The sequence below is a fragment of the Micromonospora sp. BL1 genome, from assembly GCF_003667485.1.
Classification (GTDB): domain Bacteria; phylum Actinomycetota; class Actinomycetes; order Mycobacteriales; family Micromonosporaceae; genus Micromonospora; species Micromonospora tulbaghiae.
The window spans coordinates 1-17,826 of record NZ_RCVK01000173.1 but is presented as its reverse complement, the minus strand read 5'-3'; the positions used below and the strand labels follow the sequence as shown (position 1 = coordinate 17,826).

Here is a 17,826-nt window from a genome sequence, read left to right as displayed (position 1 = left end):
CGGGCCACCGTCGCCCTCGTACGCGCGCCGGTGTCAGCCGCGTTCCCGTCGGGTTCAGTACCCGAGCCGCCCGCGGAAGTACTCGATCGTGCGTCGGAGGCCGTCTTCGGGCGTGACGCTCGGCTCGTATCCGAGCAGTTCGCGGGCGAGGGTCAGGTCCGGGCGGCGCATCTCCGGGTCGTCGGAGGCGCGAGTGATGTAGCTCACCTCGGACGTGCTTCCGGTGAGTGACACGATCGTCTCGGCGAGTTGCCGCATCGACATCTCGTGCTCGGTGCCGCAGTTGATCGGGCCGGTCTGGGTCGAGTCGAGCAGCAGCAGGATGCCGCGCACCAGGTCGTCGACGTAGCAGATCGAGCGGGTCTGGTTGCCGGTGCCGTGCACCGTGATCGGCTCGCCGCGCAGCGCCTGGGAGATGAACGTCGGGATGGCCCGGCCGTCGTCCGGGCGCATCCGTGGACCGTACGTGTTGAAGATCCGTACGATCGCGGTGTCGGTGCCCCGGCTCCGGTGGTAGGCCATGGTGGCCGCCTCGGAGAAGCGCTTCGCCTCGTCGTAGACGCTGCGGATGCCGATCGGGTTGACGTTGCCCCAGTACGTCTCGCGCTGCGGGTGCTCCTTCGGGTCGCCGTACGCCTCCGAGGTGGAGGCCATCAGGAACCGGGCGCCGTCGTCGGTGGCCCGCTCCAGCAGCGCCAGCGTGGCCACCGAGCCGACCCGGAGGATCTCCACCGGCAGCTTCTCGAAGTCGGTGGGGCTGGCCGGGGACGCCATGTGCAGGATCGCGTCGAACCGCTCGGTCATCGCCGGGTGGTTCGGCAGGCCGTCGGAGATGTCCGCCTCGACGAGCGTGAAGGTCGGCTTGTCCAGCAGGTGGGCCACGTTGTCCTTGGACCCGGTGACGAAGTTGTCCAGCACCACGACGTCGCAGCCGCGCTCGACGAGCCGGTCGACCAGGTGGGACGGGACGAAACCGGCGCCGCCGGTGACGAGGATGCGGTGTCCGGTACCGAAGCGGGGAGCGACCTTCATGGCGGCCAGCCTATACACGCGAGGCGGGGCCCCCGCGTAAGGCAGGGGCCCCGCTCGACGGTGGTGCTCAGTGGGCGCCGGCTCCGGTGAGCGAGCGCACCTCCAGCTCCGCGTACTTCTCCTCGTCGCTCTCCTTGGACAGGATCGTGCCGAGCCAGCCGCACAGGAAGCCGAACGGGATCGAGATGATGCCCGGGTTCGACAGCGGGAACCACTGCCAGTCGTGGTCGGGGAACATCGCCGTCGGCGCGCCGGAGACGACCGGCGAGAAGAAGACGAGCACCACGGCGGCGAGCAGGCCGCCGTAGATGGCCCAGACCGCGCCCGAGGTGTTGAACCGCTTCCAGAACAGGCTGTAGAGGATCGCCGGCAGGTTGCCGGATGCGGCGACCGCGAACGCCAGCGCGACCAGGAACGCCACGTTGAGGTTCTGCGCGTAGATCGACAGGACGATCGACACCGCGCCGATCACCAGCGCGGAGATCCGGGCGACGTTCACCTCCTGCCGTTCCGACGCCTGCCCGTTCTTCATCACGTTGGCGTAGAAGTCGTGCGCCAGGCTGGACGACGACGCCAGTGTGAGTCCGGCGACCACGGCGAGGATCGTGGCGAACGCGACCGCTGCGATGATCGCCAGCAGTGTCGCGCCGCCCAGGTCCCCGCCGAGGAAGTCAATCCCCAGCTTCTCGGCGAGCTGTGGTGCCGCGGTGTTGCCCGCCTTGTCCTGCGCGGTGATCTCCGACCCGCCGACGATCGCCGCAGCGCCGAAGCCGAGCGCCAGGGTGAGCAGGTAGAACGTGCCGATGATGCCGATCGCCCAGAGCACGCTCTTACGGGCTGCCCGTGCGGTCGGCACGGTGTAGAAGCGGATCAGGATGTGCGGCAGGCCGGCCGTGCCGAGGACCAGCGCGATGCCCAGCGAGAGCAGGTCCATCTTGCTGTAGAACGTCTTCAGCGCGTCCCCGGGTGTCTCCACGCCGTAGCGCAGCCCGGGTTCGAGGAACGCCGCTCCCTTGCCGGAGGCGCTTGCCGCGTCGCCGAGCAGCGAGGACAGGTTGAACTTGTACTTGGCGAGCACCAGCAGCGTCATCGCCAGCGCGCCGCCCATCAGCAGGAACGCCTTGACGATCTGGACGTACGTGGTGCCCTTCATGCCGCCGACCGTCACATAGATGATCATGAGGGCGCCGACCATGATGATGGTGGCGACCTTGGCGGTGTCGGCGTCCATGCCGAGGAACGTGGTGCCCGGCTTGATGCCGAGCAGCAGGGCGACGAGCGCGCCCGCGCCGACCATCTGGGCCAGCAGGTAGAAGATCGACACGGTGATGGTGGAGACCGCCGCCGCGGTCCGGACCGGCCGCTGCCGCATCCGGAACGCCAGGACGTCCGCCATCGTGTACCGGCCGGAGTTGCGCAGCAGTTCGGCCACCAGCAGCAGCGCCACCAGCCAGGCGACCAGGAAGCCGATCGAGTAGAGGAAGCCGTCGTAGCCGTAGAGCGCGATGATCCCGGCGATGCCCAGGAAGGACGCCGCCGACATGTAGTCGCCGCCGATCGCCATGCCGTTCTGGAAGCCGGAGAAGGACCGGCCGCCGGCGTAGAAGTCGGTGGCGGTCTTTGTCTGCCGGCTGGCCCAGACGGTGATCGCCAGCGTGATCGCCACGAAGACCAGGAACAGCGTGATGGTGAGGTTCCGGGCGGTGGTGCTGCCCGCCTCAGCCGCGAGGACCGTGTTCATAGGTCACCTCCCCCATCTCGTCGCGGATCCGGTCGGCGACCGGGTCGATCCGGCGGCTGGCGAACCGCGAGTAGAACCAGGCGATGAGGAACGTGGAGACGAACTGGAGCAGGCCGAAGACCAGGGCGACGTTGATGTTGCCGATCAGCTTCGTGCCCATGAATCCCCGCGCGTACGCGGAGAGGATGACGTAGAGCGCGTACCACAGGAAGAACGCGACGGTCATCGGGAAGACGAAGCCGCGCAGCGCGCGACGCAACCCGGCGAACTCGTCCGACCGCTGGACGGCTAGGTACCGTTCCGCCGCCGACTCGGCGGGTGCGGACGCGGGTGTGTCCGTGGACATCTGTGGATCACCACCTTCGCAGGCGTGGGGGAGTTTCGCGCACGGTAGAGAGCGCGCTCCCGACCCGGGAAGGCTCCGCCGCCGGGCGGCGGACGGCTGCGCCGAACGGCGCCCCCACTGCGCCCAGTGACCCACATCACTCCGCTAACCGGTCACCCCGGCCCCGTCGATCATGAAGTTGACGGCGACAAATCGGACGCCGAACGCGGCCAACTTCATGATCGTCGGCGCGAGGGGGTCAGCCGGGGAGGTCGTGGTAGCGGCCCCGGTAATGCAGCAACGGGGGTGTGTCCCGGGGGAGGTCCACCGACTCGATGGTGGCCTCGACCAGCAGACCCCAGCCGTACTCGCGGGCGGTGTCCAGGCGGCAGCCCGCCCAGCCGCCGGCGTCCGCGGGCACCGGGCCGTACGGCGTCTCGGTCCAGGCGTCCAGCGCGAACAGGCCGCCGGGCGACGGAAACAGGCCGGCGAAGCGGTCGGCGAGCTGCCGGTGCTGCGGGCCCAGCGGGGCCACCGCGAACCGTCCCGCCTCCTCGACGGCCGCCCACAGGTCCGACTCCGGGTCGATCAGGCCCAGCAGGCGGTCCGGCTCGCCCTCGGCCACGAGGGTGGAGGAGACGGTCAGCCCGGCCGGACCGGGCGCGGTCCAGAGCGTCACCGGGGCGGCCAGCCGTCCGCGCAGCCGGCGTACCGGCGAGCGTTGCGCGGCCGGCGCCGCGAACGGATCGGTGGAGTGGATCTGCGCGCCCGGCTCTGGATTCACGTGAAACATTGTGCCGCCCGTCCCCGCGCGAGGTTCGACGGAACGCCCTACCCTGCCGGGCATGGCTCTCATTCCCCCGCAGCAGCTCGCCCAGGAACGGGTCGTCGCCGCCGACGCCATCCTGGGCGGCCAGGTCGACCTGCGTGCCTATCCCCACCGGCACCTGCTGGTCAGGGCGAACAACACCTGGGGCCGCAGGGCGTTCCAGCCGCTGATGGAAGCGGTGGAGCACCTGTCGAACTACGGCTGGGAGCTGGTCACCATGACCAGCGTCGGCGACGGCCACCACGTCTACGCGGCGATGCGCCGCACCGCCTGACGGCCGCCCGGGACGCGCGGCTCAGTCGTCGGCGAGCAGGCGGCGGGCGGCGGCCAGCACCTCCGGGTCGGCGCAGCCGGCCGCGTACCCGGCGATCCGGCGGCGGATGTCGCGCCCGAGCAACCACTCCCCGATCCGCTCGGCGACCGGGCGCAGGAACGCCGGCCGGCAGCGGAAGTTGTACCGCCACGTCGCGACAGTGGTGCCGGGATCGGGGCCGGGCGCGAACCGCCAGCCGCCGCCGAACCGCTCGAAGAACCACGGTCCGCGCACCATCTTCATGCCGACGTTGGTCGGCGGTGACCAGGAGACGTACTCGCTGACCATGACCAGGCCGTGCCGGGACCGGGTGTACGTGCGCACGCCGCGGCCGGGCCGCGTCGCGCCGTCGACGAAGTGCTGCTCGCGGACGAACGGATCCCAGCGGTACCGCACCGGGGCGGTGGTCTGGGAGACGGCGAACGCCAGCTCCGGCGGGACCGGGACCGTGGTGACCGCTTCGACGACAGGCATCAGCGCCTCGGCGTGACAGCGGCCAGCAGCTCCGGCTGCCGGTGATCCAGCGTGTCCCCCGCCATGTACGCGCCGAGCAGTGCCGCGCCTCCGCCGTACGCCAGGCCGACCGGCAGCGCCAGCCAGAGCCACACGTCGCCGAGCAGCGCGGCGGCCACCACGAACGGCACCGCCACCACCGCCGAGCCGACCATGGAGACCAGGGTGAGCAGGCCCTTGGTGAATCCCGCGCCACTGTTCATGGCGAACGGGTTGCTCGACTCGGGCAGCGAGTACGCGCCGAGCACGGAGACGAACGCGTTGATCGCCAGCCCGCAGCCGTACGCGGCGAACAACGCGCCGCCCATGACGCCGAGCCATTCGGGCCGGCCGAGGACGATCGCCAGCGCGACCGCGATCACGACGAGCATCGGCACCACGTAGACCGAGAACGCGACCATCCGGGCCCGCAGCTCCACCCGCCCGGGCACACCGGCGACCAGGTTCGCGGCGTACGAGCTGCCGTCGAAGCCGAACTGGTTGGCGAGCGTCAACGACGCCAGCGCCCCGACGAAGACCATGGTGAGGCTGACCATCGCCGGCGACGAGTCGGCGGTGGCCTGGTCGAACGCGGCGCCGCCCTCGGACAGGAACGCGGGGCCACCCAGGTTGACCATCAGCGGCACGAACACGCCGACCACGGCGACGGTGATCAGGTTGGCCCGGCGACGGGCGTCCCGCCACCAGTAGCGGCACTCGCGGGCGACGAGCGCGCCGAACCGGTCCCGCCGGGTCCAGCCCACCGCGCGGGGGAAGAGCTGCGCGACCGCGCCGCCGGCCACGCCGCGCGGCGTCCGCGCGGGGCCGCTGCTCGCGGTGCCCACCATCGCCGACTCCAGCGACCGCGACCACCAGACCAGGAGTACGCCGAGCGTCGCGACCGCGATCAGCAGCTTCACCACGGCAGCGCCGGCGCGGCCCTCCGCCACGTCGACACCGGCGGTCCACGGCGCGCCGAACGGCGTCCAGCCGACCACCCGGGCCACGCCGTCCAGCCGGTCCCAGTCGGTCTGCCGCACCGCGGCGAGCACCAGCAACTGCAACGGCCCGAGCAGCGCGGCCAGCACCGCGAGCAGCACGGCGGCCAGGTCGCGTACCCGGCGGGAGCGCAGCATCGTCGCGAACGCGCTCGTGATCGCGCGGGCGCCGGCCAGGCAGACGAGCAGGCCGAGGACCACGCCCAGCGCACCGGCCAGGGCGGCGGCCCAGCCGCCGAGCGCGCCGGCGGTGACCACCAGCCCGGCCGCCGTGATCGCCGTCGCCAGGGCCGGCACGCTGACCAGGGCGGCGGCCAGCAGGCCGGTGACCAGGGTGCGGCGGGACAGCGGCAGCAGCGCGAACCGGGCCGGGTCGAGCGTCTCGTCCACGCCGAAGAAGACGAGCGGCAGGAGCAGCCAGCCGAGCGTCAGCAGCCCACCGCCGAACGCGGCGATCATCAGTGCGTACCGGGACTCGCCGGCCAGCCCCGGCGCGGCCAGCAGGAAGAACCCGACGGCGGCGAACCAGAGCCCGAACAGCAGGCCGAGGACGAACAGCGCGACCCGCCAGGTCTGCCCCCGGAAGTTGTTGCCGAGCACCCGCAGCTTGAGCCGGACGAAGTGCCAGGGCGACACGCGCCGGGCCGGACGCTCGGGGACGGTCACCGGGACAGCCACGACAGCTCCTCGCCGGTCGCGGTCCGGCCGCCGACCACCTCCACGAAGACCTCCTCCAGCGACCGGTCGCCGCGCACCTCGGCCAGCGTGCCGACCCGCTTGATCCGGCCCTCGGCCAGGATCGCCACGTGGGAGCAGAGCCGCTCGACCACCTCCATCACGTGGCTGGAGAAGATCACCGTGCCGCCGCCGCCGACGTACCGGTGCAGGATGTCGCGGATCAGCGCCGCCGAGACCGGGTCGACCGCCTCGAACGGCTCGTCCAGCACCAGCAGGCGCGGACCGTGCAGCAGCGCGCAGGCCAGCCCGATCTTCTTCTTCATGCCGGCCGAGTAGTCGACCACCAGCGTGCGGCCGGCGTCGGAGAGCGCCAGCACGTCCAGCAGCTCCGCCGCCCGCTGGTCGACCACCGCCGGGTCCATGCCGCGCAGCAGACCGTGGTACGCCAGCAGCTCCGCCCCGCTCAGCCGGTCGAAGAGGCGTACGCCGTCCGGCATCACGCCGAGCAGGCTCTTGGCGCGGACCGGGTCGGCCCAGACGTCGTACCCGAGCACCCGGGCCTCACCGGCGTCGGGCCGCAGCAGGCCGACGGCCATGGAGAGGGTGGTGGTCTTGCCCGCTCCGTTCGGTCCGAGCAGGCCGTAGAACGAGCCGGTCGGCACGGCGAGGTCGACGCCAGCGACCGCGACCTTGGTGTCGAAGCGCTTGGCCAGACCACGGAGGGACAGCGCCGGGTGCTGATCGGTCATGGTCCGACCGTATCGGGCTCCGGCCAGCGGCTGCTCGGACGCCAGGATGATCTCGCGTCATCCCTGAGAGGTACGAGTCGGATCACCGACGGCCGGCAACCGGCGACCGGGGCGGTGGGTGTCAGTCCCAGGGACGGCAGCGGGGAGAGACATGGATCCGGACAGTGGGTTCGAGGAGTTCTACCGGAACAGCAGACAACGCGTGGTGACGGTGCTGTACGCGCTCGGCGGCGACCGGGCCGAGGCTCAGGACGCCGCCCAGGAGGCGTACGCGCGGGCCTGGCAGCGCTGGTCGCAGGTGAGCGAGTACGACGATCCGGAGGCGTGGGTGCGTACGGTCGGGCACCGCCTGCTGGTCAACCGGTGGCGCAAGGTCCGCAACAGCGTCGTCGCCTACCGGCGGCACGGGCCACCACCGCCCGTGCGGCCACCTTCGGAGAACACGGTGGCGCTGGTCGCCGCGCTGCGGCAGCTCTCCGCGGACCAGCGGCAGGCGGTGGTCCTCCATCACCTGGCGGACCTGTCGGTCGCGGAGATAGCCGCGCAGACCGGCGTACCCAGCGGCACGGTCAAGGCTCGCCTCTCCCGGGGTCGCAAGGCCCTCGCCGCCCTGCTCGACATGACCCTGTCGGAGGAGATCCGCAATGCCTGAGCCGATCTTCTCAGACCTGTACCGGGACACCGAGCACCTCGTCTGGGCCCCCACCGAGCAGGTGCGCCGTCGCGGCCGGCAGCGGACGAGGCGTACCCGGATCGCCGCCGCTCTGGCCGCCGCGGTCGCGGTGGGCGTCGTCACGTCGGGGGTGGCGCTGGCCCGTCCCGACGTCGCACCGCCACCAGTGCCTCCGGCCACAGTCGTTCCCAGCACGCCGGCGCCCACGCGCAGCGTCACGCCGTCCGCGGAGCCGTCCGCGAGCGGGACGCCGACGCCGGACCGCACCGTCGGACGGCCGTCCGGCACGACCGGCGGGTCGACCGGGCGTCCGCCGAGCCGGACGATCCCGCCGGCGGCGATGCTCCAGCTCGCCGATCTGCCGAAGGGCTTCACGACGCCGGCGAAGGTGGACGGCGACTGGTCCCTGGAGTCCGCGACCGTCCACTGCGACAACGAGTCGCCGGCGCTGGACACCGGGCAGGTGGCGAGCAGGTCGGTGCAGTTCGACTCGCCCAGCGACTGGATCGTCGAGCGGGTGACGCGGCACTCGGGCACCTCCGCCACCACCGTCATGAAGCGGGTCCGCCAGTTGGTCACGGACTGCGAGCCGGCGCACCCGGACGACTCGTTCTCCGTCCTGGCCGAGTCGCTCGGCGGCGACGACGCGGTGCTCGTGGGCGGCGAGATCGACGGGACGCCCGCCCGCTGGGTCGTGGTGCGGCAGGGCGACCTGGTCGCTCAACTGCGGGTCGACCACCAGACCACGCCCCGCGAGGCCCGGCGCGTCGTCGGATGGGTGGTGAACCGCCTCTGCGCCGGCACCGACAGCTGCTGACCGGTCTGCCCGCGTCACAGACGCAGCGACTCCGGGGTGTGCAGGCGGAGCATTGTGGCGCCGACGTCGCGGGGCAGCCGCCGCCGGCTCGCCATCGACACCACCACCATGACGGTGAACGCCAGCGGCACCGTCCACGCCGCGGGCTGGGTGGTGAGCGTCGCCGGCCACCCGGTCAGCGGCGGGCCGAGCACGGTGAGCAGCACCGCGCCGACCGCCGCGCCGCCGCCGACCAGCACTCCGGCGGCGGCGCCCAGGTCGGTCAGGCCGCGCCACCAGATGCCGAGCACCAGCAGCGGGCAGAAGCTCGATGCGGCGACCGCGAACGCCAGCCCCACGACCTGCGAGACGTCCAGCCCGGAGACGTTCAGGGCGAGCACCGCCGGCACCCCGCCGGCGATCACCGTGGCGATCCGGAAGCCGCGTACCGAGCCGCGGCCCAGCACGTCGGTGGAGATCACCCCGGCCACGCTCGTGAGCAGGCCGGACGAGGTGGACAGGAACGCCGCGAACGCGCCGGCGGCGACGAGCGCGGCGAGCAGCCGGCCGGTGGTGCCGTCGCCGAGCGCCGCGCCGGGCAGCAGCACCACCACCGCGTCGGTCTGGCCGCTGACGAGCAGTTGCGGGGTGTAGATGCGGCCCAGCACGCCGTAGACGGTGGGCAGCAGGTAGAAGACGCCGACGAGCGCCAGCACCACGAGCGTGGTGCGGCGGGCCGCGGCGCCGTCGGGGTTGGTGTAGAAGCGGACCAGCACGTGCGGCAGGCCCATCGTGCCGAGGAACGTGGCCAGGATCAGCGAGTACGTGGCGAACAGTCCCCTGTCGTCCTCGCCCGCCGTGTCCGGCAGCAGCCATTCGGTGGCACCGGTCGCCGCGCCGGACACCTCCGGCACCGGGTCACCGGCGGCGAACTCCAGGCGGTCGCCGGGGCGTACCTCCCGGATGTCGCCGTCGGGCAGGGTGAGCGTCGCGCGGTGCTCGACCACGACAGTGGTCGCGGTCCGGAACGTCGGGCCGTCGGGCGGGGTCACCGCCGGGCGGGCGTCGGCCTGCCACTGCAACGCCAGGAAGATCGCGGGTACGGCGAGAGCGGTGAGCTTCAGCCAGTACTGGAACGCCTGCACGAAGGTGATCGCCCGCATGCCGCCCAGCGCCACGTTCGCGGTCACCACCACGGCGACGAGCAGCGCGCCGAGCGGGTACGGCGAGCCGGTGAGCGTGGCCAGCGTCAGCCCGGCGCCCTGCAACTGCGGCACCAGGTAGAGCCAGCCGATGAAGATCACGAAGACGGTGGCGAGCGTCCGCAGCCGGCGCGAGCCGAGCCGCACCTCGCAGAAGTCGGGCAGCGTGAACGCGCCGGAGCGGCGCAGCGGCGCGGCCACGAACAGCAGCAGCGCGAGGTATCCGGCGGCGAAGCCGACCGGGTACCAGAGCACGTCCACGCCGTACTTGAGGATCAGTCCGGCGACGCCGAGGAAGCTCGCCGCCGACAGGTACTCCCCGCCGATCGCGGCGGCGTTCCAGGTCGGGCTGACCGCCCGGGACGCGACCAGGAAGTCCGAGGTGGTCCGCGCCAGCCGCAGCCCGTAGAACCCGATGCCGACGGTGACCAGGGTGACGGCGACGATCGCCGGGACCACGTAGCCGTTGGACATCAGTGTTCCGGCCGTCGGATCAGGTCGACGAAGTCCTGCTCGTTGCGTTCGGCCAGCCGCACGTACGCCCAGCCGACCACGATCAGGAACGGGAAGGACACCACGCCGAGCAGCAGCCACGGCAGGTTGACCCCGAGCACTGTGACCCGGCCGACGGTGGGCGCGATGGCGAACAGCCAGGGCAGGCCGCCGAGGCCGATCAGCACCAGCAGGCTGAGCCGTAGGGCGAGGGAGAGCTGGGCGCGCATCAGCCCCTGCACGAGCGTCTCGCCGACCGGTGTCTGCTGGGTCAGCTCGGATCGGGTGCGATCGGCCGGGTCGCCCGTCCGGGAGACCTCGGCCAGCACGATCCGGGTCCGCTTCGGCGCGGCGGCCGGCGCCGACGCGCTTCCCGGCTCGGCGGTGGGTGGGGACGCGCGCGGGCCGGGAACCGGGGCGGCCCCGACGGGCCGCCCCGAAGGTTGCTGTTCCTCGGCTCCGGTCACCCCCGGCAGTCTCGCCCGCTCAGCGGGATTGTCAAGAGCACGGCTCCGAGCCCTGTGCACAACCTGTGGATAACGCTTCACGGTTGTGGATAACCCAGTGGATGGCGTGGAGTCGTTGTGGACAGCGTCAGTCCAGCCCCACCCGTACCGGGTTCGCGGTCGCCGAGCCGAGCCATGTGTGCGGGTTGCCGAACCAGCACCAGCCGAGCTTCGGCGCGCCCTGGCTGATCCAGAGCGCCGGCACCCGCCGGTCGCCGCAGCGCGACCCGACGAGCGAGAAGCACCTGTTGCTCGCCAGCGCCTGCGGGTGCAGCGTGACGAACGCCAGCCCTTCGTCGATGGTGATCGGCAGCCGGTCCTTCGCGGTCATGTCCTCCAGCGCGGCCGACGGCGGCAGGTTGCGGTACTCCTCGCCCCGGTCCACGTCGAAGAGCAGGTACGCGGGCCTGGGCGGCACCTCCAGTTCCTTGATCGGGTCGAAGGTGGGCAGGTCGTCGGCGGGGAAGTTCCGGTCGAGGACGCCGGTCTTGCGCTTGCCGGCGAGCGTGGTGAGCGCGATCCGTTCCGGCACCGGCACCAGCTCCCGCGTGGTCACCAGCAGGAACGGCACCCGCGCGTCGGTGGGGCCGGCCAGGTCGGCGGCACCGGTCACGGCCGCGTCGCGCAGTGGGGTGAGCAGCGTCCGGAACTCCTCCTCGGTCTGTCCGGCCAGCGCCGGATAGCCGAGTTGGACGAGCCGGTCGAGCTGGCGGTCGAATTCGGTAGCGGCGTCGAAGCGGTCGTCGGACATGCGGTCCTCCACCCTGTCGTACGGTCTGCCGTACATTGTACGTCAGCGTCGACGGTGACCCCGCCCCTCAGCGGCTCCAGTCCTGTTTCGCGGCGCGGACCAGCTTGTCCTTCAGCTCCCGGGTGTGCCGGCGGCTCACCGGCAGCTCGGATCCGTCGATCACCACCACGTAGCCGGAGTTGACCAGCCGCAGCTCGGCGATGAGCCGCAGCTGCACCAGGTAGGAGCGGTGGATCCGGACGAACCCGGCGTCGGCCCAGCGCTCGGCCAGCGTCGCCAGCGAAACCCGGACCAGGTGCGACCCCTCCGCCGTGTGCAGCCGCGCGTAGTCGCCCTGCGCCTCCACCCACCGCACCGCCGAGCGGGGCAGCATCCGGGTGGTGCCGGCCAGCTCGATCGGGATGGTCGGATCCTCCTCCGCCCGGGCCAGCGCGGCCGGATGCGACGGCACCACCCGGGAGCCGATCACCCGGCGCAGCGACTCGGCCAGCCGCTCGGCGCGTACCGGCTTGCGCACGTAGTCGGTGGCGCCCAGGTCGAACGCGTCCACGGCGCCGTCGTCGTACGCGGTGACGAACACGATCGCCGGCGGACGGGCGAACCGGCGCAGCACCCGGGCCAGCTCCATGCCGTCCAGCCCCGGCATCCGGATGTCGAGGAACACCACGTCCACGTCGTCGTCGCGCAGCACACGCAACGCCTCGGTCGCGTCCCCGGCCGTGTGCAGCCGGGCCACCCGGGGATCGGCGCGCAGGTGGTACGCCAGCTCGTCGAGCGCGGGCGGCTCGTCGTCCACCGCCAGCACCCGGAGGAATCCGGTGCCGGTGACGGTCATGACGACGCCCGGACGCCGGGGTGGAACTTCGGTACACGCATGCTGACCTTCGTACCCGAACCCAGGCCGGTCTCCACGACCAGGCCGAACCCGTCGCCGAAGACCGACCGGAGCCGTTCGTCGACGTTCGAGAGGCCGACGTGCTGCCCCGGGTCGTCGGCCGGGTCGCCGGCCGCACCCGACACCTCCGCGATGCCGGCGGTCAGCGTCGTCGGATCCATCCCCACCCCGTCGTCCTCCACCGTGATGTGACACTCCGCGCCCGCGTCCCGGGCCTCGATGCTCACCATGCCGGTGCCCGGCTTGCGGGACAACCCGTGGCGGACCGCGTTCTCCACCAGCGGCTGGAGGCAGAGGAACGGCAGCGTCACCGGCAGCACCTCCGGCGCGATCTGCAGGCGCACCTGGAGCCGCTCGCCGAAACGCGCCCGCTCGATGGTCAGGTAGCGGTCGATCGAGCGCAGCTCCTCGGCGAGCGTGGTGAACTCGCCGTGTGCCCGGAACGAGTAGCGGGTGAACTCGGCGAACTCCAGGATCAGCTCCCGCGCCCGCTCCGGGTCGGTGCGCACGAACGAGCCGATCGCGGTGAGCGCGTTGTAGATGAAGTGCGGGCTGATCTGGGCGCGCAGCGCGCGCACCTCGGCCCGCGCCAGCCGCTCCCGCGACGACTCCAGCTCGGCCAGCGCGAGCTGGTCACCCGCCCAGTGCGCGGTCTCCAGCGTCGCCTGCACCAGACCCGGGGCCGGGCGCTCGTCGGCCACCGCCACCAGCGCCCCGACCACCCGCCCGTCCGCGCGCAGCGGCGCCACCACCGCGCCGCGTACCGGGCAGTCGACCAGGTCGCAGTGCAGCTCCGACTCGCCCAGCACTGTCGAGCGCCCGCTGTCGGCCGCCCGCCGGGCCGCCGCGACCAGCTGGTCGCCGTGGTGCGCGCCCTGCCCGTCGACCGCGAGCAACGTGTCCCGGTCGGTCAGCGCCAGCCCGGCCGCGCCCACGAGGGCCCGCAGATGGCGTACGGCCTTCGCCGCGTCCCCCGCGGTCAGGCCGGCGCGCAGCGGCTCGGCGGCGAGCCCTGCCGTGTGCAGCACCTCGTACGTGGCCCGCTGCGTGGCGGTGGCGATGCCCCGCCGGCCGCGCAGCCGCAGCACCGCCCAGAGCGCCGCGGCCAACGCGGTGATCAGCGAGACGACGGCGAAGACGGCGGAGAGGTTGCCACCCACGCAGCGATCCTGCCGGGTGCCGGCCCGGTAGCGCTAGTACGCGCCCTTGCGAGCAAGCACCACGCCCACGGTCCGCCACAGGATGCTCAGGTCGTACGCCAGCGACCAGTTGTCGACGTAGTAGAGGTCGAGCCGGACCGCCTCGTCCCAGGACAGGTCGGAGCGGCCGGAGACCTGCCACAGACCGGTCATGCCCGGCCGGACCAGCAGCCGGCGCCGCACGTCGCCGAGGAAGTCGCCGTCGTCGGCGGGCAGCGGGCGCGGGCCGACGAGCGACATCTCGCCCCAGAGCACGTTGATCAGCTGGGGCAGCTCGTCCAGCGACGTGGCACGCAGGAAGCGGCCCACCGGGAAGACCCGGGGGTCCTGCTTCATCTTGAACAGCATGCCGTCGGTCTCGTTCCGGTCGACCAGGCCGGCCAGCCGCTCCTCGGCGTCCACGTACATGGTCCGGAACTTCCAGACCCGGAACGTCCGCCCCTCGTGGCCCACGCGGGGCTGGCGGAAGAAGACCGGCCCGGGATCGGAGATCCGGATCGCGACGGCGATGGCGAGGAAGAGCGGGACCAGCAGCAGCAGGCCCAGCCCGGCGGCGACCCGGTCCATCAGGTTCTTGGCCAGCAGCGCCGGCCCGGACAGGGTCGGCTCCTCGACGTGCAGCAGCGGCAGGCCCTCGATCGGGCGGATGTGCACCCGGGGACCGGCGATGTCGGTGAGCTGGGGCGCTACCACCAGGTCGACGCCGGAGCCCTCCAGCTGCCAGGCCAGCCGGCGCAGCTCGCCCGGCTCGGCGCTGGCCGAGCCGCAGACCGCGATCGTGTCGCCGCCGACCTCACGCACCAGCGCCAGGACGTCGCGGCCCGCGTACACCGGCACCGGGGTCTCCAGGCCGCGCGCGGCGGCGTACCCGTCGGTGAGGTGGATGGCCACCGGCACCAGGCCGACGGACGGGTTCCGGGTGACAGTGGTGTAGACCTCCAGGCACTCCGGAAGCGTGCCGACGAGCACCATCCGGTGCCCGGCGTGGCCGGCGCGGCGGCGCAGCGCGTGCAGGCAGGCCCGGGCGATCATGCGGACGAGCAGGATCAGCAGCAGGGCGCCGAGCAGCGCGAAGCCGACCGTCCATCGGGACAGGGAGTAGGTCTTCGTGGCGAAGGCGATGAACGAGACCGCCGCCGCGACCGCGACGCCCGCCCGGATCACCCGCTTGAACTCGTCCGGGCCGAGACCCAGGTAGCGCCGGTCGTAGGCCCGGTTGCCCCAGAGGAAGAGCAGCCAGCCGAGCGGCAGGAGCACGAACGCCACGGTGTAGAACCAGGCTTGCGGCGAGTTGCGGAAGCCGGAGTCGGCCTGCTCGAAGATCTGCACGGCCAGGAAGCTGGCCAGGGCGGCCGCGCCGAAGTCGAGCAGCAGCAGGAACCCGATGTAGGGCCGGTGCCACCGGGACACCCGGCGCCGGGCGCGGGCCCACGCCGACCGGGGTACGCCGTTGTGCGACGGCGGAGTCGGCGGCTGGATCTCAAAGCTGTCGACGTGCCGCACGCTCTTGCTCCGGCCTCTGTCGGTTACCGGGCGCTGGAGGCTTGTCGTCACCTCAACCCATGTCCTCCCGCATGACCCGCGTCCTCACTCGGCGTGAGGGCCCGGGTCGCTCACCGTCCCAGTCTCCCACGCGGGCCCGGCCCGGACCGGCCCCCGCGAGGAAGCCGTTCCGCTGGTGCTCGGTGAGATCTGGCCGGCTCCGAATCAGTTGTGAAGCCGGGGACCGAGCCACTATACCGATGGATGACGGCTCGGGTAGAGGGGCGGACCGGACCTTCGGTGATCGCGGGTCGATTCCGCTCGGTAACCGGCGAATGCCATTACTCACCGTACGAGGCGGGACAACCTTCGGTCAGCCAGCGGCTTCCCGCCGGTCTGACAGGTGGGGCAGTACTGGAGGCTCGAATCGGCGAACGAGACCTCCCGCACGGTGTCGCCACAGACCGGACACGGCAGTCCCTTGCGGGCGTGCACCTTCAGGCCCGAACGCTTCTCGCCCTTCAGCTCCGCGGCCCGCTGCCCCATCGATCGGCGTACCGCGTCGCCGAGGACCGTGCGTGTCGCCGCGTGCAGACCGGCGAGCTGGTCGTCGGTGAGCCGGTCGGTGATCGCGAACGGCGAGAGCCGCGCCGCGTGCAGGATCTCGTCCGAGTATGCGTTCCCCACCCCGGCGAGCACCGCCTGGTCGGTCAGCACGCCCTTCACCTGACCCCGGCGGCTGCGCAGCCGCTCGGCGAATGTGGGCAGGTCCGCCTCCAGCGCGTCCGGCCCGAGCTTCGCCACGCCCGGCACCTGCGCCGGGTCGGTGACCAGGTAGGCGGCCAGCTTCTTCTGGGTGCCGGCCTCGGTCAGGTCGAAGCCGGAGCCGTCGTCGAGGCGTACCCGCACCGCGATCGGGCCCTTGCCGGGCCGCAGCGGGGTCGCCGACGGGAACGCCTCCCGGTAGTGCAGCCAGCCCGCCCGGGCCAGGTGGACCACCAGGTGCAGTCCCTCGTCGAACCGTACGTTCAGGAACTTGCCGTACCGGCCGGCGCCGGTGACCGCACGGCCGGCGACCGCGCTCGGCGGCGGATCGTACGTCTTCAGCGCGCTGATCGCGGCGACCTCGAACCGCTCGACGCGGCGGCCCACCGCACGCTCGCGCAGGTAACCGGCGAGCGCTTCCACCTCCGGAAGTTCGGGCACGGTACAACGGTAGCCTTCTTTCCCGTGAGCGCGAGGAATGAGCTTGCGAGTCCCATGCGCGAGCGCGAGGAGTGAGCTTGCGAGCCCCGCAGCCGCGAGCAGAGATCGGCACAGTCGCGAACGAAAGGCGAGCTCTGTGAGAATCGTGGTGGCGCACAACCGGTACCGGGAAGCCCAGCCCTCCGGCGAGAACACGATCGTCGACGCGGAGATCGCCCAGCTCACCGCCGCCGGCGTGGAGGTGCTGCCGTTCCTGCGCAGCTCGGACGAGATCCCGGCGATGTCCAAGCCGGCCAAGGCGCTGCTGCCGATCTCGCCGATCTGGGCCCCGAAGGCCCAGCACGACCTCGACCGCCTGCTCACCGAGCACCGGCCGGACGTGTTGCACCTGCACAACCCGTACCCCCTGCTCTCGCCCTGGGTGGTGCGGACCGCGCACAAGCGCGGTGTGCCGGTGGTGCAGACCGTGCACAACTACCGGCAGGTCTGCTCCTCGGGCCTCTACTTCCGCGACGGCGTGATCTGCCAGGACTGCCGGGGGCGGACGCTGGGCGTACCGGCGATCGTGCACCGCTGCTACCGCAACTCCCGGGCGCAGAGCGCGCTGATGGCGACCACGCTCGCCGTGCACCGCCCCACCTGGAAGTCGGTGGACCGGTACATCGCGCTCACCACGGCAGTCGCTGATCATCTGCGCGACTACGGCATCCCGGACGAGCGGATCGTGGTCAAGCCGAACGCGGTACCCGACCCGGGCACCCCGGCGCCGGCCGGGAACGGCTTCCTCTTCATGGGCCGGCTCAGCCCCGAGAAGGGCCTGGACCTGCTGCTCTCGGCGTGGCGGCGGCACCCGGTGGGCGCGCTCGGCCCGCTGCGAATCGCCGGTGACGGCGAGCTGCGTCCGCTCGCCGAGGCGGCCGCCGCGGAACGCCCCGACGTGCTCTACCTGGGCCAGCTCGACCGCCCCGGGGTACGCGCGGCGCTGGCCGACAGCTCCGTGGTGCTGGCCACCTCCACCTGGCACGACGTGCTGCCCACGGTGATCATCGAGGCGCTGGCGGCCGGGCGGCCGGTGCTCGGGACCGCACTCGGCGGCATCCCGTACCTGGTGGGCGCGGACGGCCCGCGTGAGCCCGCCGGCACCGGCCCGGCCGAGGTGGCCACCGCGTCGCCGGGCGACGGGCGGGTCGCGTTGCCCTCCGGCGTGCGGCGCGGCGAGGCCGGCTGGGTGGTGGCGCCGGAGGCCGACGCGCTGGCGGCGGCACTGCCGCTGGCCGCCGCCGAGGCACCCACACTCGCCGGAGCGGCCCGGTCCCGCTACGAGCGCACCTTCCACCCCGACGTGATCACCAAGCGCCTGATCGACATCTACGCCTCGCTCACCTGACCCCCAACCGCGTCGATCTTGCACTTGCGGCCCCGACAAAAGGGACGGAACTCCCTCCGGAGGGGCGGCAACTGCAAGAT

At 72.4% G+C, this 17,826-nt stretch carries 18 protein-coding genes; 4 read left to right on the top strand and 14 right to left on the bottom strand.

Going from position 1 to position 17,826, the window contains the following annotated elements; genetic code table 11:
* Positions 1-54: 54 nt before the first annotated feature.
* The 4 genes from EAD96_RS06915 to EAD96_RS06900 form a co-directional block, all read right to left on the bottom strand.
* Positions 55-1,032, bottom strand: a complete 978-nt coding sequence (locus EAD96_RS06915) for an NAD-dependent epimerase/dehydratase family protein (RefSeq protein WP_120572581.1) — start codon at positions 1,030-1,032, stop codon at positions 55-57.
* A 67-nt stretch (positions 1,033-1,099) separates the two neighbouring features.
* Positions 1,100-2,773: a cation acetate symporter gene (locus tag EAD96_RS06910; protein WP_121683655.1), complete on the bottom strand. Its 1,674-nt coding sequence runs from the start codon at positions 2,771-2,773 to the stop codon at positions 1,100-1,102.
* Positions 2,751-3,119 (bottom strand): DUF485 domain-containing protein, encoded by a 369-nt coding sequence (locus tag EAD96_RS06905; protein WP_121683654.1) that lies wholly within the window; start codon positions 3,117-3,119, stop codon positions 2,751-2,753. Before EAD96_RS06905 ends, EAD96_RS06910 begins: the two co-directional genes overlap by 23 nt.
* 238 nt (positions 3,120-3,357) lie before the next feature.
* On the bottom strand, positions 3,358-3,954 hold the full coding sequence (locus EAD96_RS06900; protein WP_316250270.1) for a flavin reductase family protein: 597 nt from the start codon (positions 3,952-3,954) through the stop codon (positions 3,358-3,360).
* On the opposite strand from EAD96_RS06900, the gene EAD96_RS06895 reads away from it, so the two are divergent.
* A complete protein-coding gene (locus EAD96_RS06895; protein ID WP_047890511.1) occupies positions 3,944-4,201 on the top strand; it encodes a hypothetical protein in 258 nt (85 codons plus the stop codon). The genes EAD96_RS06900 and EAD96_RS06895 overlap by 11 nt on opposite strands.
* Positions 4,202-4,222: 21 nt before the next feature.
* Here the strand turns inward: EAD96_RS06895 and EAD96_RS06890 are convergent, their stop codons facing one another.
* Genes EAD96_RS06890 through EAD96_RS06880 form a run of 3 tightly spaced genes read right to left on the bottom strand, consistent with a single transcriptional unit; the run spans position 4,223 to position 7,157 of the window.
* A complete protein-coding gene (locus EAD96_RS06890; protein WP_121683652.1) occupies positions 4,223-4,714 on the bottom strand; it encodes an SRPBCC family protein in 492 nt (163 codons plus the stop codon).
* Positions 4,714-6,408, bottom strand: coding sequence for an ABC transporter permease (locus EAD96_RS06885; RefSeq protein ID WP_121683651.1), 1,695 nt, complete (start codon positions 6,406-6,408; stop codon positions 4,714-4,716). The genes EAD96_RS06890 and EAD96_RS06885 overlap by 1 nt, the downstream gene beginning before the upstream one ends.
* Positions 6,393-7,157 carry an ABC transporter ATP-binding protein gene (locus tag EAD96_RS06880; protein WP_121683650.1) on the bottom strand — a complete coding sequence of 255 codons (765 nt, stop codon included), beginning with the start codon at positions 7,155-7,157 and terminating at the stop codon, positions 6,393-6,395. The genes EAD96_RS06885 and EAD96_RS06880 overlap by 16 nt, the downstream gene beginning before the upstream one ends.
* A 151-nt stretch (positions 7,158-7,308) precedes the next feature.
* On the opposite strand from EAD96_RS06880, the gene EAD96_RS06875 reads away from it, so the two are divergent.
* Both EAD96_RS06875 and EAD96_RS31465 read left to right on the top strand, forming a co-directional pair.
* Positions 7,309-7,809 (top strand): SigE family RNA polymerase sigma factor, encoded by a 501-nt coding sequence (locus tag EAD96_RS06875; protein ID WP_121683649.1) that lies wholly within the window; start codon positions 7,309-7,311, stop codon positions 7,807-7,809.
* Entirely contained in the window at positions 7,802-8,647 is an 846-nt protein-coding gene (locus EAD96_RS31465) for a hypothetical protein (protein WP_233585503.1), read from the top strand. The genes EAD96_RS06875 and EAD96_RS31465 overlap by 8 nt, the downstream gene beginning before the upstream one ends.
* Before the next feature lie 14 nt (positions 8,648-8,661).
* Here EAD96_RS31465 and EAD96_RS06865 read toward each other — a convergent pair whose 3' ends face one another.
* From EAD96_RS06865 to EAD96_RS06835, 7 genes are all read right to left on the bottom strand, one after another.
* Positions 8,662-10,302, bottom strand: a complete 1,641-nt coding sequence (locus EAD96_RS06865) for a cation acetate symporter (protein ID WP_120572587.1) — start codon at positions 10,300-10,302, stop codon at positions 8,662-8,664.
* Complete coding sequence (locus tag EAD96_RS06860; RefSeq protein ID WP_176739863.1) at positions 10,302-10,652, bottom strand: hypothetical protein; 351 nt, start codon at positions 10,650-10,652, stop codon at positions 10,302-10,304. Before EAD96_RS06860 ends, EAD96_RS06865 begins: the two co-directional genes overlap by 1 nt.
* Before the next feature lie 262 nt (positions 10,653-10,914).
* On the bottom strand, positions 10,915-11,577 hold the full coding sequence (locus tag EAD96_RS06855; RefSeq protein WP_233585500.1) for a DUF5701 family protein: 663 nt from the start codon (positions 11,575-11,577) through the stop codon (positions 10,915-10,917).
* A gap of 67 nt (positions 11,578-11,644) precedes the next feature.
* Positions 11,645-12,412: a LytTR family DNA-binding domain-containing protein gene (locus tag EAD96_RS06850; RefSeq protein ID WP_013289288.1), complete on the bottom strand. Its 768-nt coding sequence runs from the start codon at positions 12,410-12,412 to the stop codon at positions 11,645-11,647.
* Positions 12,409-13,632 (bottom strand): sensor histidine kinase, encoded by a 1,224-nt coding sequence (locus EAD96_RS06845; protein WP_121683648.1) that lies wholly within the window; start codon positions 13,630-13,632, stop codon positions 12,409-12,411. Before EAD96_RS06845 ends, EAD96_RS06850 begins: the two co-directional genes overlap by 4 nt.
* A gap of 33 nt (positions 13,633-13,665) precedes the next feature.
* The gene (locus tag EAD96_RS06840) at positions 13,666-15,174 is read right to left on the bottom strand and encodes a sugar transferase (RefSeq protein ID WP_121683647.1); all 1,509 of its coding nucleotides are present in this window, start codon (positions 15,172-15,174) and stop codon (positions 13,666-13,668) included.
* 324 nt (positions 15,175-15,498) lie between these two features.
* The gene (locus tag EAD96_RS06835; protein WP_121683646.1) at positions 15,499-16,359 is read right to left on the bottom strand and encodes an Fpg/Nei family DNA glycosylase; all 861 of its coding nucleotides are present in this window, start codon (positions 16,357-16,359) and stop codon (positions 15,499-15,501) included.
* 136 nt (positions 16,360-16,495) lie between these two features.
* Between EAD96_RS06835 and EAD96_RS06830 the strand changes: the two genes are divergently transcribed.
* Positions 16,496-17,746, top strand: a complete 1,251-nt coding sequence (locus EAD96_RS06830; RefSeq protein ID WP_121683645.1) for a glycosyltransferase family 4 protein — start codon at positions 16,496-16,498, stop codon at positions 17,744-17,746.
* The last annotated feature ends 80 nt before the right edge of the window (positions 17,747-17,826 follow it).

Coding starts and splice junctions, on each gene's coding strand:
- EAD96_RS31465 (WP_233585503.1), top strand. CDS start 7,802: ATGCCTGAGCCGATCTTCTCAGACCTGTACCGGGACACCGAGCACCTC.
- EAD96_RS06880 (WP_121683650.1), bottom strand. CDS start 7,157: ATGACCGATCAGCACCCGGCGCTGTCCCTCCGTGGTCTGGCCAAGCGC.
- EAD96_RS06905 (WP_121683654.1), bottom strand. CDS start 3,119: ATGTCCACGGACACACCCGCGTCCGCACCCGCCGAGTCGGCGGCGGAA.
- EAD96_RS06915 (WP_120572581.1), bottom strand. CDS start 1,032: ATGAAGGTCGCTCCCCGCTTCGGTACCGGACACCGCATCCTCGTCACC.
- EAD96_RS06895 (WP_047890511.1), top strand. CDS start 3,944: ATGGCTCTCATTCCCCCGCAGCAGCTCGCCCAGGAACGGGTCGTCGCC.
- EAD96_RS06875 (WP_121683649.1), top strand. CDS start 7,309: ATGGATCCGGACAGTGGGTTCGAGGAGTTCTACCGGAACAGCAGACAA.
- EAD96_RS06855 (WP_233585500.1), bottom strand. CDS start 11,577: ATGTCCGACGACCGCTTCGACGCCGCTACCGAATTCGACCGCCAGCTC.
- EAD96_RS06890 (WP_121683652.1), bottom strand. CDS start 4,714: ATGCCTGTCGTCGAAGCGGTCACCACGGTCCCGGTCCCGCCGGAGCTG.
- EAD96_RS06900 (WP_316250270.1), bottom strand. CDS start 3,954: ATGAGAGCCATGCCCGGCAGGGTAGGGCGTTCCGTCGAACCTCGCGCG.
- EAD96_RS06910 (WP_121683655.1), bottom strand. CDS start 2,773: ATGAACACGGTCCTCGCGGCTGAGGCGGGCAGCACCACCGCCCGGAAC.
- EAD96_RS06850 (WP_013289288.1), bottom strand. CDS start 12,412: ATGACCGTCACCGGCACCGGATTCCTCCGGGTGCTGGCGGTGGACGAC.
- EAD96_RS06865 (WP_120572587.1), bottom strand. CDS start 10,302: ATGTCCAACGGCTACGTGGTCCCGGCGATCGTCGCCGTCACCCTGGTC.